12 protein-coding genes and 1 pseudogene are annotated in these 12,741 nt (G+C 66.1%); 3 read left to right on the top strand and 10 right to left on the bottom strand.

Annotation, left to right across the window (positions count from 1 at the left end; all coding sequences use genetic code 11):
- Window positions 1-14 precede the first annotated feature (14 nt).
- The 9 genes from tssL to icd all read right to left on the bottom strand — a co-directional run bounded on the left by tssL (window position 15) and on the right by icd (window position 11,081).
- Window positions 15-1,361, bottom strand: coding sequence for a type VI secretion system protein TssL, long form (tssL, locus tag ACODT0_RS13685; RefSeq protein WP_489041495.1), 1,347 nt, complete (start codon window positions 1,359-1,361; stop codon window positions 15-17).
- 35 nt (window positions 1,362-1,396) lie between these two features.
- On the bottom strand, window positions 1,397-2,053 hold the full coding sequence (locus ACODT0_RS13680; RefSeq protein WP_422096905.1) for a hypothetical protein: 657 nt from the start codon (window positions 2,051-2,053) through the stop codon (window positions 1,397-1,399).
- Between the two features lie 52 nt (window positions 2,054-2,105).
- A complete protein-coding gene (gene tssK / locus ACODT0_RS13675) occupies window positions 2,106-3,461 on the bottom strand; it encodes a type VI secretion system baseplate subunit TssK (protein WP_489041494.1) in 1,356 nt (451 codons plus the stop codon).
- 29 nt (window positions 3,462-3,490) lie between these two features.
- The gene (gene tssJ, locus ACODT0_RS13670) at window positions 3,491-3,997 is read right to left on the bottom strand and encodes a type VI secretion system lipoprotein TssJ (protein WP_261205585.1); all 507 of its coding nucleotides are present in this window, start codon (window positions 3,995-3,997) and stop codon (window positions 3,491-3,493) included.
- A 50-nt stretch (window positions 3,998-4,047) separates the two neighbouring features.
- Window positions 4,048-4,533, bottom strand: a complete 486-nt coding sequence (locus ACODT0_RS13665) for an Hcp family type VI secretion system effector (protein ID WP_261205584.1) — start codon at window positions 4,531-4,533, stop codon at window positions 4,048-4,050.
- Window positions 4,534-4,613: 80 nt separating this feature from the next.
- Window positions 4,614-6,116: a type VI secretion system contractile sheath large subunit gene (gene tssC / locus ACODT0_RS13660; protein WP_489041493.1), complete on the bottom strand. Its 1,503-nt coding sequence runs from the start codon at window positions 6,114-6,116 to the stop codon at window positions 4,614-4,616.
- A gap of 28 nt (window positions 6,117-6,144) precedes the next feature.
- On the bottom strand, window positions 6,145-6,681 hold the full coding sequence (gene tssB, locus ACODT0_RS13655) for a type VI secretion system contractile sheath small subunit (protein ID WP_057594839.1): 537 nt from the start codon (window positions 6,679-6,681) through the stop codon (window positions 6,145-6,147).
- Window positions 6,682-6,771: 90 nt separating this feature from the next.
- Complete coding sequence (gene tssH, locus ACODT0_RS13650) at window positions 6,772-9,477, bottom strand: type VI secretion system ATPase TssH (protein ID WP_489041492.1); 2,706 nt, start codon at window positions 9,475-9,477, stop codon at window positions 6,772-6,774.
- A 344-nt stretch (window positions 9,478-9,821) separates the two neighbouring features.
- Window positions 9,822-11,081, bottom strand: a complete 1,260-nt coding sequence (gene icd, locus ACODT0_RS13645; RefSeq protein WP_057594840.1) for an NADP-dependent isocitrate dehydrogenase — start codon at window positions 11,079-11,081, stop codon at window positions 9,822-9,824.
- Between the two features lie 221 nt (window positions 11,082-11,302).
- Between icd and ACODT0_RS13640 the strand changes: the two genes are divergently transcribed.
- From ACODT0_RS13640 to ACODT0_RS13630, 3 genes are all read left to right on the top strand, one after another.
- Entirely contained in the window at window positions 11,303-11,626 is a 324-nt protein-coding gene (locus tag ACODT0_RS13640) for a hypothetical protein (RefSeq protein WP_057594841.1), read from the top strand.
- 169 nt (window positions 11,627-11,795) lie between these two features.
- Window positions 11,796-11,987 (top strand): hypothetical protein, encoded by a 192-nt coding sequence (locus tag ACODT0_RS13635; RefSeq protein ID WP_057594842.1) that lies wholly within the window; start codon window positions 11,796-11,798, stop codon window positions 11,985-11,987.
- Window positions 11,988-12,091: 104 nt separating this feature from the next.
- Entirely contained in the window at window positions 12,092-12,562 is a 471-nt protein-coding gene (locus tag ACODT0_RS13630) for a DUF192 domain-containing protein (protein WP_057594843.1), read from the top strand.
- A gap of 108 nt (window positions 12,563-12,670) precedes the next feature.
- Here the strand turns inward: ACODT0_RS13630 and ACODT0_RS13625 are convergent.
- Window positions 12,671-12,741: pseudogene (locus tag ACODT0_RS13625) on the bottom strand (superoxide dismutase [Fe]); the annotation flags it as partial.

The raw sequence follows: 12,741 nt of genomic DNA, 5'->3' as shown, positions 1-12,741 counted from the left end.
GGCGACCTTTCTCTTCAGCGATGAAGCGGCGGCGGGCTTTCGCTCCGCGCGGGCGCGGGCGCCCGGGCGTGCGGATCGATGCCCGTGTCCTGGGACACAACGATGTCGACACGCCGGTTGCGGGCGCGACCCTGCGCCGTGGCGTTGTCGTCGAGCGGAGCGGCGTCGCCTTGCCCGATGCTTCGGATGCGCGCGGCCTCGACGCCCTTGTCCCGCAGCAAGGCAGCCACGGCCGCGGCGCGCTTTTCGCTCAGCACCTGGTTGTCGGGAAACTCGCGCGTGCGTATCGGCCGGTTGTCGGTGTGCCCGACGACCTGCACGCTGCCGGATACCTGCCTGATCTCGCCAGCGACCTTGTCCAGCACCGGAAGGATTCGCGCACCGAGACTCGCGCGGCCGGGCACGAACATCTCGTCGCCCCGAAAGCTGACGGTGCTTTGGAGCGCGTTCTCGTCGACGTTCACGCTGCCGCGCGCGATCTCGGACGACAGCAGTTCCTTCAGCCGTGGCGGCCGGGCCGCCGAAGCCATCGGCGGGTTCGGCGGACGCATCCGCCCGATGGCGGCCAGCCGCTGCGTCAGGTCCCCGCTCATCGCCGAGAGCTGGTATCTGTACCAGCCGAACAGGCCTGACAGGACGAACGCGGCCACGAGGCTCGTGATCCATACCGGCACGCTGCGCGCCAGCCGAAGCCGTCCCGCCGGCCCCCCTTTCCAGTGCGGCGAGAGTTCATGCGGCACCTGGGGACGGACTGTCGCGAGCAGTTCGAACAAGCGGTGACGCACGGCTTCGAGTTGCCGGTTTCCGTGGTCGGCGGTGCTGTAGCGGCCCTCGAAACCGAGGCCGAGGACCTGGTACATCAGTTCGAGCAGATCGGCATGCTGCTCGGGATCGGTGGCCAGCCGGCCGATCAGCAGGAAGAACTTGTCGCCGCCCTTGGTGTCGCCATGGAAACGCGCCGCCAACTGGAGGCCGGCCCAGACACCCGCCTCGCCCGCCTGCCCGCCTCCCCACGCGGTGCTGTTCGCGGCCTCGTCGATCGCGGTGCACAACGCGTAGCTCGCGGCCAGCGCATGTTCATGGCGAATCCTCGCGGCGGCGCAGATGGACTGGAAGGCCGCGACTTCGCGCTCGAGCAATCCGTGCCACACCTCGACCTCCTCCTCGCCGAGGGACCGCGGCAGATCCGCCAGCGCACGCAGCAGCGGCTGGGCCGCTTCGAGCAACGGATTCCTTGCCGCCGCGATGGCCGCCAGGCGCTCGCGCACCGAACCGCCCTCGTCGAGCGACGCACTCGCGACGCCGGCATGGAAGTCATCGGCACCGAATGCCGGATCGCTCTTTTCTTCGGGGTAGTGCATGGTGCGGGGCAGGCAAGCAGGTGCGAAAGCGATGCTCAGGGCTCACATTCGGAACCGTCGTCGACGATCCGCTCGAAGCGGCTGTTGCGGATATGGCAGGTCTTCATGCGTGCGTCCGTCATGCGCCAGACGCCGGTGCCCTGCGTGTTCTCGATCGCGACGGTGGCCGCCAATGGCACGCCGCGGTCTCGCTGTCGGCCGATCGTGAAACTCATGTGCTCGAAGCTGCAACCCTCGATCGCCAGCCGCGTGCCGGCCACGAGAACGGCCCCACGGCCCGTGCAGCGGCGAAAAGTCGTTTCACCGGTGCTGCCGATGCCTTCGCGCGCATGCGAGACCGTGTCGCCGCCCGCGAAGACACACTCCTCGAAGACCACGCCGAAACTGGCGTCTCTGCCACCGAGAATCGCAGTGCCGGAGGTCCTGCAGCGAACGAAGCGCACGTCGTCCATCACGCCGAAGTCATGGCTCGGGGCGATGAACCGGCAATCCATGAATCGGCAGCCGGACATGGCGTCGAGCCGCACGTTGCCCTCGCCCGCGAAATCGCAGTCGACGAAGCGCAGGTTGTGCCAGGCCACGCCTGCGAAGAAACCCGCGGTCAGGTCGGCGCCGGCGATGGTCATGGCCGCGCGGCCACCGTCGAGCAGACGGGCGTGCTCCCTGGCGAGCTGGGCAATCGGCGTACTCATGCCCAGCCCTCCGGATCGAACGAGGCGCACGCTTCGCAACGCAAGGCTTGCATCATTTCTCCCGCACTCCCCAGAGTTCCATGCGCAACCCTGGAAATTCCGCCGCCACGTGCAGCGCCAGCCCCCCGTGGCGAACCATGTGCTCCCAGAGGGCACCGTGCGGGTCGAGCTGGAAATAGACGAAGCCGGCGTTGAACGGGATCTGCCGCGGTGGAACCGGCAGGACCTGGAGCGGAATGCCTGGCAGATGCGAGCGGATCAGTTCGGGCAGCCGATCGCTGGGCCCGGCCTTGCAGCAGGCGACGAACTGGCTGGCCAGTTGATCGGGCGGCAGGTGCGCCGCCACGGCGAAGACCAGGCTCTGATAGCCCTGGAGCTCCGCGGGCTCGACGCTCGCGACGTGCACGCCGTGGGCCCGCTCCGCCAGCGCGATGGACTGGGCGCTGCGCACCAGCACATCGTTGAGCAGCGACTGCACTTCGGCGACCAGCCCCTTGAACGACAGGTAGGGGTCCACATGCCGGTATCCGCCATGGGCCGGAGGCCGGCGATGGCCGGCGCGCCCGAAGGTGGCCAGTTCGCCGCCGAATGCGCGCAGCGCCATGAACAACTGCTGCGGCGAGGTGTCCCTGACCTGCAGCCAGTGCTCCAGCAAGGGCTCGTAGCGGTTGAGGGTCTGCAGCAGCAGGAAGTCCGAGACCTCGGCGGTCGCGCCGGACTTGCCGTCGCCGCCGGTCAACCTCGCGGCGAGCGCATCGGCGCGCAGGCGGCACAGCCCGTGCAGGTGCGTGATCCAGTCGCTCAGCAACGTACTCGCGCCATAGCTCGACACCGGCGGAATCAGGCGGTGGTCGAGCGCGATGCTGCCGTCGGATCGCAGCACGCTGACCCTGGCCAGCGGCAGGCCGATCCAGGCGTCCGACAGTTCTCGCTCGGGCAGCAGGCGCAGACGCAGGCGCGAGAGCTGCACCGTCTTCGGTCCCTGACCGATGGAGTTGGCGTCACGCAACTCGGTGTCGAATACACCGAAACGCGCGAGCGAGCCCATCGATGCAGCAGGGTCGTCGAAGGTGGTCTCCTCGCCGTCGGGCGTGCGGATGGGCACCGCCAGATGAATGACCTGGTCGACATGCTCCGCAAGCACCGTGAGCGGTGCGGGAGCAAGGGCCTGGCCGGGCACGTCGAACGGCGTGCCATCCTGGAACACGCCGGCGGCGCCCGCCAGCACCAGCTTGCCGAGCGACAGCGACTCGGCATCGATCGCATACCTGTGAAAGCCCCAGTAGAACGGATCGAGCGCGACCGACCGCCTGTGCGCCAGGTGCTCGAGGTAGCGCTCCTGCTGCTGAAACAGCTGTGGGCGCAGGAAGAGTCCCTCGCTCCAGACGACCTTGTTGTACCAGCTCATGGTTCGGCGCCCGTTTGCATGGCCGCTGCTCAGTCGGCCGAAATGAGCCGGATGCCGCGCGCCTGCAGCCGGACCTCGAGCTTGAGCTTGTGGGCCGGCAGCACGGCGCGGTACCAGGCGATCTCGGGCGCGGCCTCCACCTGCTGCACGGCGCGCCAATCGGAGAGCCCCAGGTCCCGATAGCCGGCCAGCACGCCGATGGCGCCCAGGTCGGGATGGGATTTGCGACGGATCGCACGCGTTTCGCCGGGTCGCAGGATGAACTCCTCGCGCACGAGCATGTCGGCGCCTATCAGTGCCTTGTCGTTGCCATGCAGCGTGAAGTAGTCGGCCGCCTCGAAGGCCGCGCTGGACTTCAGTTCGTAGAGGCGAACGAGGATCGGCGCCGGTCGGCCCTTGTCGTCCGGATTGACCTCCGCCTCGGCCATGACGGCGAGCTCCAGGCGGATCTGTTCCTTGGGCGACGGGAACTGGGCCATCGCCGGCCGCGCCATCAGCGGCACGACGAGCAGCGCATCGCGTCGGTTGAGGCGCATCGGACAAGCCGGGAATGAGGCAGCGGGAACGCGCATGTCGGGACCTCCGCTCAGGACTCCTTGTTGCCCTTGATGTCGTACCCCGCGGTCACGGCACCCGCGCTGCCGCCCTGCGCGTTCTGCACGGCGTACTCCTGCCTGATCTTCGAGAACGAAAGCCGCACGCGCTCCTTGATGCGCAGTTCGTCCGAGTTCGCGCCGAACGTGTGGACCGCGGTGACGATCACGTCGGTGAAGGTGTACTTGAGGTACTCGAGCGGGCTGCCGCCGGCCTTGCGCACGGTCAGCCTGGCTTCCTGGACGTGCTTGCCGGTCAGGCAGTACTTCATGAGGTTGGGACTGGCGCGGTCGATGTGGTGGTCGAACTCCAGGTCTTCCACCGTGGCCTTGCCGGCGCCGCCGCCCGAACCGGCATGCATGAACGACTCCTGGAACGCCTTCCAGTTGAAGGCGAGCACCTCGATCTCGTTCTTGTGTTCGGCATCCAGGGACTCGCCCTCGATGCCGTCGATCTTCAAAAAAATGTCTTGAGACATGCGAACTCCCTGTTCTGTCGTTGTCGGCTTCCGAAACATGCATGGACCGCGGGTCGCGGCTTGAAGGGAACAAGTGCCGCTCAGGCCTCTTCCCTGAGCGAGGGCAGCCTGGCCACGAGCCGCAGCGAGACCGTCAGCCCCTCGAGCTGGAAGTGCGGACGCAGGAAGAACTTGGCGCCGTAGTAGCCTGGATTGCCCTCGAGTTCCTCGACCACGACCTCGGCGGCGGCGAGCGGCCGTCGCGCCTTGGTCTCCTGCGAGGAGTTCGCGGGGTCGGCATCGACGTAGTTCATGATCCAGCCGTTGAGCCAACGCTGCATGTCGTCGCGCTCCTTGAAGCTGCCGATCTTGTCGCGCACGATGCACTTGAGGTAGTGCGCGAACCGAGTGCTGGCGAAGAGATACGGCAGGCGCGCCGCCAGGTGGGCGTTGGCGGTGGCGTCGGGGTCCATGTACTCCTGCGGCCGCTGGATCGATTGCGCGCCGATGAAGGCAGCGCTGTCGGAGTTCTTCCTGTGCACGAGCGGTATCAGGCCCGCCCTGGCGAGTTCGGCCTCGCGCCGGTCGGAGATCGCGATCTCGGTCGGACACTTCATGTCGAAGCCGCCATCATCGGTCGGAAAGGTGTGGCACGGCAGGTTTTCCACCACGCCACCCGACTCCACGCCGCGGATCATCGTGCACCAGCCATGGCGCTTGAAGCTGCGATTGATGTTCACCGCCATCGCATACGAGGCGTTGCTCCAGACGTAGTTGCGATGGTCGGCGCCCTCGGTTTCCTCCTCGAAATCGAAGGCGTCCACGGGGTTGGTCTTGGCACCGTAGGGAAGCCGGGCCAGGAACCGCGGCATGGCGAGGCCGACGTAGCGCGAATCCTCGGTGCCGCGCAGCGAGTTCCACGGCGCGTGCTCGAGGTTCGATGTGATCCGCGCGAGATCCCTGGGATTCGCGAGCTCCTGCCAGGACTCCATGCCGAGCAGCGAAGGCGCCGAGCCGGCGATGAACGGGGCATGCGAGGCGGCCGCCACCTTGGCGATCGCCGCGAGCAGTTCGACGTCGGCGGGCGTGTGGTCGAAGTAGTAGTCGGCCACCAGGCAGCCGTAGGGCTCGCCACCGAGCTGCCCGTATTCCTCTTCGTAGATGCGCTTGAAGACCGGGCTCTGGTCCCACGCCATGCCGCGGTGGCGGCGCAGCGTGCGGCGGACCTCGTCCTTCGAGACGTCCATGAACCGGATCTTGAGCTTCTCGTCGGTCTCGGTGTTGCTGACGAGGTGGCTCATGCCCCGCCAGGCCGACTCGACCTGCTGGAATTCCTCCTTGTGCAGCACGAGATTGATCTGCGCCGACAGCTTGCGGTCGATCTCGGCAATGATGGCCTGGATGCTGGTGTAGGCATCGTCGGTCATGGTCGCGGCGTTGAACAGGGCCTGTTCGGCCAGGGTGCGCACGGCCGCTTCGACCGCGCCGCGGGCTTCTTCCGTCTTGGGCCGGAATTCCCGGTCGAGCAGCTCGGCGAAGTCCGGGACTTCGGCGTAGCGCCCGGGTGCGGGCTCGGCAAGAACGATGGCGTCGCTGGATGACATGGGCGTCTCCTGGGAGCGGTTCGGCCGCTCAGGCGCAGGCCACGATGCCGGGATCGCATCCGAGTTCGGACGCCGGCCTGGCCGATGACGCCAGGGACCTCAGGAGCGCGGGATCCTGCAGAAGCCGGTTCATCAGGTCTTCGGCACCCGCCTTGCCGTCCATGTAGGTCTGCAGGTTGGCGAGCTGGCTGCGTGCCTCGAGCAGGCGCGCGAGCGGTTCGACTTTCTGGGCGATGGCCGCCGGCGAGAAGTCCTCCATGCTTTCGAACGTGATGTCGACCATGAGTTGCCCTTCGCCCGTCAGCGTGTTGGGGACGGCGAATGCGACGCGCGGAGCGATCGCCTTCATGCGCTCGTCGAAGTTGTCGACATCGATATCGAGGAATTTCCGCTCCGCGACCGGTGGCAGCGGCTCGGCCGGCTTGCCCGAGAGATCGGCGAGCACGCCCATGACGAACGGCAATTCGATCTTTTTCTCGGACCCGTAGACCTCCACGTCGTATTCGATCTGCACACGCGGCGCCCGGTTTCGAGCGATGAACTTCTGGCTGCTGTTGTCGATCATGAAAACCCTCCTGAAAAGACAGTGAATGACGAACCTGCGCGGAACAGGCCCCCGAACGAAAACGATGCCCGGTTGTGCGGGTTGGCCACCTCAGGCGTACTCGATGTGACAGGCGATGCGCTTCTCGGCGGCCTCCGCCGCACCCTGCGCAAGCGTTTCCACGCCATGGCTGCGAAGGCCCACATGCATGCGGGTGATCTCGCGCCTGCTCCGCAGCGCGTCGAGCCAATGCCCCGACAACACGGGCAACAGCTGTTGGTCCATGAACGCGGCAAGCTGCCGGGCGCCGGTGTCGCGGACCGGGCACCGCCCGATGACATGGGCGATGAGATCGTCCGCGTAGCTCAGGTCGATCCCGTGCTGCTCGCCCATCCGGTCCGCGATGCGCCGCAGATGCAGCGCGGCAATCCCCGCCATGACCGGCGTCGACAGCGGCAGGTACGGCACCACCGTCACGCGGCCGAGAAAGGCCGCGGAAAAGACCCGGCGCAGCGGCGCTGCCAAGCCTGAACACAAGGCCTCGACCGAAGGCATCGATGCCGCGTCTCGGCAGGCATGCTCGACGAACGCCGAGCCGGCGTTGCTGGTGAGCAGGATCGTGGTGTGGCGAAAGTCGATGCGCTGCCCCTCGCCATCCTCCATCCATCCCTTGTCGAACACCTGGTAGAAGACCTCGTGCACGTCGGGATGGGCCTTCTCGATCTCGTCCAGCAGCACGACGCAGTAGGGCCGGCGGCGCACGGCTTCGGTGAGCACGCCGCCCTCGCCATAGCCGACGTAGCCCGACGGCGCGCCGCGCAGCGTCGCCACGCTGTGCGGCTCCTGGAACTCGCTCATGTTCAAGGTGACGAGGTTCTGCTCGCCGCCATGCATCGCCTCGGCCAATGCGAGCGCGGTTTCGGTCTTGCCGACACCCGAAGGCCCGGCCAGCAGGAACACGCCTGCGGGCTTGCAGGGATCCGTGAGACATGCGCGCGCCGTCTGGATGCGCCGGGCGATGAGCTCGAGGGCCCCCGTCTGGCCGAGCACGCGCTGCTCGAGCGTGCGTTGAAGCTCCAGCACGGCCGCTGCCTCGTCGGTGAGCAACCGGCCCGCGGGTATGCCGGTCCACTCGGCGACGATCTTCGCGACGACCGCCTCGTCCACCTGGAGGAAGACCTGCGGCGTGCCTTGCTGGAGACCTCGAAGCTCTTCCTCGAGCGCCGACGCGTCGAGGTGCGGAAGATGGTCCGGCTCATCCTCCCCCTCCTTTTCTTCTTCAGCCCTCAGCGCCTGGATCTGCCGGACCAGCGCCCTCTCCCCCCTCCACTTGGTCTTCTGTGCCCTGAGCTCGTCGCGGATCTTTTCGAGCGATTCCCGCGCCGCGAGCATCCGCGCCAGCCGGGTCTCGCAGCCGTGGGCAATCCGGGTCTCGTCACGCAGCAGAGCGACCTCCGCCGCGAGCGACGCGATCCGTTGCCGCAGGCCGATGACAGCCGGCGGCGGCACGTGCAGCGACATGGCGACGCGTGCGCAGGCGGTGTCGAGCAGGCTGACGGCCTTGTCGGGCAACTGCCGCGCGGGCAGGTAGCGCTGCGACAACACGACGGCGGCACGCACCGCTTCGTCGAGCACGGTCACGCCGTGGTGCGCGGCAAATGTCGATGCGAGTCCTCGCACCATGTCGATGGCGGCGGAGGCCGGCGGCTCCATGACCTGCTGCACCTGGAAGCGGCGCGCGAGCGCGGGATCCTTCTCGATGTGCCGCTTGTATTCGCGCCAGGCGGTCGCGCCGATCACGCGCAGCGCGCCGCGCGCGAGCACCGGCTTGAGAAGATTGGCCGCATCCGCCGCCGCGCCCTGGCCACCAGCGCCGACCAGCATGTGCACCTCGTCGATGAACAGGATCACCGGCCGCGTCGATTGCGCGGCTTCCTGCAGCAGCGACTTGAGCCTGGACTCGAATTCGCCACGCAGGCCGGCGCCGGACAGCAGCGCGCCGACGTCGAGGCTCAGCAATCGTGCGTTGCGCAGCTTCGGCGGGACCTCGGCCCTGGCGATCGCGAGTGCCAGCCCCTCGACGACCGCGGTCTTGCCCACGCCGGCCTCGCCGGTGAGCAGGGGGTTGTTCTGGCGCCGGCGCAGCAGGATGTCGACCATGGCGCCGATCTCCTGGCCGCGGCCGATGACGGGATCGATCCGCTCGGCGCGCGCACTCTCGGTGAGATCGGTGCAGTAGGTGACCAACGCTGCGCCGGACGGCGTGGCCAGCTCCATCGCACGACCCGCTTCGCACGGCGGCGCCGGCATCGTGCTCGATCCATCGTAAGGCCCCTCCGCATCCTCGGGAGAGCCTGTCACGAGCGCAAGCAGCTCGTCGGGCCGCCGTTCGGCCGCCAGGGCGCGAAACGCGGGCGCAATCTCGAACAGCACGCGCCGAAGGTCCGGGCTCCGCAGCAGCGCGCTCATCAATTGCACGCCGCGGATGCAAGGATTGCCGAACTCGAGGCTGGACAGGAGCCATGCGCGTTCGATCGCGGTCTCGACGTGAGGCGAGAAGTCGCTCAAGGACGAGGCGCCGGCCGGCAGGCTGGACAAGGCCGCGGCAAGGTCCGTATCGAGCCGTTGCGTATCGATGCGATGGTGAAGGCGCAGGCGGTGCAGATCGCCATCGCCGGCCTGGCGCAACTGGTGCAGCCAGTGCACGAGTTCAACCTGAGGATTGCCGCGCAATCTCGCGAACGATGTCGCCGATTCGATCGCACGAAACAGCGTGAGGTCGAGCTTTCCGAACAGGGCCCGGCGAGACCGCGTCATGGCCGTTCGCCCTCGTACGTGAGCCTCGTGCACGCCTGCGCGAAACGACGCGCGGCATGTGCGCATGGTGGCATCGATCGCTGCTTTTTTCTCTCCCTCATCGTGCGCTCCCGTGATCCTCGATGAGCGCGATTCTGTGGAGGGGGTAGCGTGTTTTTTCGTCCCCAGTTTCTAGCAATAGTTAAATGCGCACGGGCATAACTTCAACCGTGATCTTTGCCCCCAACGAGTCTTTCCAGAGCGTCAAAAGCGACGCGTGCACCCAAGAAAAAGCCCTCGAGGTTCGCTAGAACCTCGAGGGCTTGCGGCTGTCGCTTCGGCGTTCGAGAACGCCGACGGCGAGATCACATGTTGTCGATCATCACCTGGCCGAAGCCCGAGCAGCTCACTTGCGTCGCGCCGTCCATCAGGCGGGCAAAGTCATAGGTGACCCGCTTGCTGGCGATCGACTTTTCCATCGCGCTGATGATCAGGTCGGCGGCTTCCTTCCAGCCCATGTGGCGCAGCATCATTTCGGCCGAGAGGATTTCGGAGCCGGGATTCACGTAGTCCTTGCCGGCGTACTTGGGCGCGGTGCCGTGGGTGGCTTCGAACATGGCGACCGTGTCGCTGAGGTTCGCGCCCGGAGCGATGCCGATGCCACCGACCTGCGCGGCCAGTGCGTCGGACACGTAGTCGCCGTTGAGGTTGAGCGTTGCGATGACGCTGTACTCGGCGGGACGCAGCAGGATCTGCTGCAGGAACGCGTCGGCGATGCTGTCCTTGACGGTGATGTCCTTGCCGGTCTTCGGGCTCTTGAACTTCATCCACGGGCCGCCGTCGATGAGTTCGGCGCCGAATTCCTTCTGGGCCAGGGCGTAGCCCCAGTCGCGGAAGCCACCTTCGGTGAACTTCATGATGTTGCCCTTGTGCACCAGCGTGACGCTCGGCTTGTCGTTGTCGATCGCGTACTGCAGCGCCTTGCGCACCAGGCGCTCGGTGCCCTCCCTCGACACCGGCTTGACGCCGATGCCCGAGGTCTCGGGGAAACGGATCTTCTTGACGCCCATTTCCTCTTGCAGGAACTTGATGAGTTTCTTGGCCTTGTCGCTCTCGGCTTCGAACTCGATGCCGGCGTAGATGTCTTCCGAGTTCTCGCGGAAGATGACCATGTTGGTCTTGTGCGGCTCGCGCACCGGGCTGGGCACGCCTTCGAAGTACTGGATGGGACGCAGGCAGACGTAGAGGTCGAGTTCCTGGCGCAGCGCGACGTTCAGCGAGCGAATGCCGCCGCCGACGGGCGTGGTCAGCGGGCCCTTGATCGAAACGACGTAGTCGCGCACGGCGTGCAGCGTTTCCTCGGGCAGCCATACGTCGGGACCGTAGACCTTGGTCGACTTCTCGCCGGCATAGACCTCCATCCAGTGGATCTTCTTCTTGCCGCCGTAGGCCTTGGCCACCGCCGCATCCACCACCTTCAGCATCACGGGCGTGATGTCCAGACCGGTGCCATCGCCTTCGATGAAGGGGATGATCGGCTGGTCGGGCACATTCAGGGAGTTGTCGGCGTTGACCGCGATCTTCTGGCCTTCGGCCGGGACTTTGATGTGCTGGTAGCTGGACATGAAGGGGGAAAACTCCGAGGGTGGACCTAATTCAGGACGACTGTCTGCGAATTCAGACAGCGAGGGAGATTCGCTGTACAGCCCGCGAACAAATCGCTGTACATTTTAGACGCAACCCATCAGTGGGCGTTTGTCAACCTGCGGGCCGCCGGCCTCGTTAGTGCCTGACCTTCTGCTCGCCGGGAGGCGTTTCCAACCAATTCTCGATAGAGGAATCATCAATGAGCAAACTTCTCGCAGTCATGATCGCTGGCCTGTTCGCAGCCGGCGCCTATGCCCAAAACCCGGCTGGCACCACCCCCGAACAAGGGAACGCCAGCAACAGCAAGGCGCAGCAACGCGCTGAAGCCCGCAAGGACGCACGTCCTGCTGGCAAGGTGGCTGCTCCCGCTGGCGACATCGCCAAGACGCCCGAAGGCGGCGCCATCGGCACCGACAAGGCTGCCACCTCCGGCGAGAAGCGCGCTGAAACCCGCGACCAGCGTCGTCGCAACAAGGACGGCAGCGTGAAGCGCAAGTCGACCCAAGGCGGCACGCCCAACTAAGGATTCGTCCTCTTGAAAGAAAGCGCTCCATCGGGGCGCTTTTTTTTCGCCCTCTCATTCCTCGCTCATTTTTCAGGGTGCGATCCTGTCAACCGCAACGAATGCTTTCCGTTGAACACGCACCTCCACAGGGAGGCTGTCCATACCTAACAATCTCAAAGGATTTGTCATGAAGAAGCTGTTCGCTGCCCTGGTCGCCGGTCTCGTCGCATTCGGTGCCTTCGCTCAACAACCCGAACCCGCCGCGGCAGCTCCCGCTGCAGCCACCAAGGCCAAGGCGCCCGCCAAGAAGCACGCCGCTGCCAAGAAGCACAAGAGCCACAAGGTTGCCAAGGCCCACGTCGCCAACAAGAAGGCGTAAGCTAGCCGCCTTCACAGGCCATGCCCGCCAGGCCCGCGTCAGCGGGCTTTTTTCATGGGGCCGGGCACGGCCTTCTTTGTATGGAAGAGTCTGAAAGAACCCCGATGCTCCAGCGTTTTGCCGCCCTCCTGGCCTGCTCCGTCGCCATCTCCGCCGCCCTGCTCGCTCCGGCCCACGCCCAGCAGGAACCCCAAACCAATCTCCCGCGCACCAAGCTGTCGATCGGCCTCTACACCATCGATGCGCAGATCGCCCAGGCGCCGGTCGAGCGCCAGGTCGGCCTGATGTTCCGCAAGGAGATGCCGCAGGCCGAAGGCATGATCTTCGTGTTCGAGCAGCCGGCCACCCAGTGCTTCTGGATGCGCAACACGCTGCTGCCGCTGACCGCAGCCTTCGTGGCCGAGGACGGCCGCATCGTCAACCTGGCCGACATGAAGCCACAGACCGACGACTCGCATTGCTCCGAGGAGCCGGTGAAGTACGTGCTCGAGATGAACCAGGGCTGGTTCAAGAAGAAGAACATCAAGAAGGGCGCGAAGATCACCGGCGAATTGTTCGCCGCCGGCAAGCGCTGATTGTTTGCCTGCCCGCGCCGCCAACCGATAGCGGTTGGCCCGGCAAAAAGCCCCGCATGCGGGGCTTTTTCATTCGTGAAAGCACCGTGATGGTGCCTCTCGTCGGTCTCAGCCGAAGTTCTTCTCGGCGAAGCCCCAGTTGACCAGCTTGGCCAGGAAGGTCTCGACGAACTTCGGAC

Source organism: Variovorax sp. FG153 (genome assembly GCF_057809595.1).
Note: the sequence above shows the minus strand (reverse complement) of the source record. Positions and strands in the feature narration are given on the sequence as shown.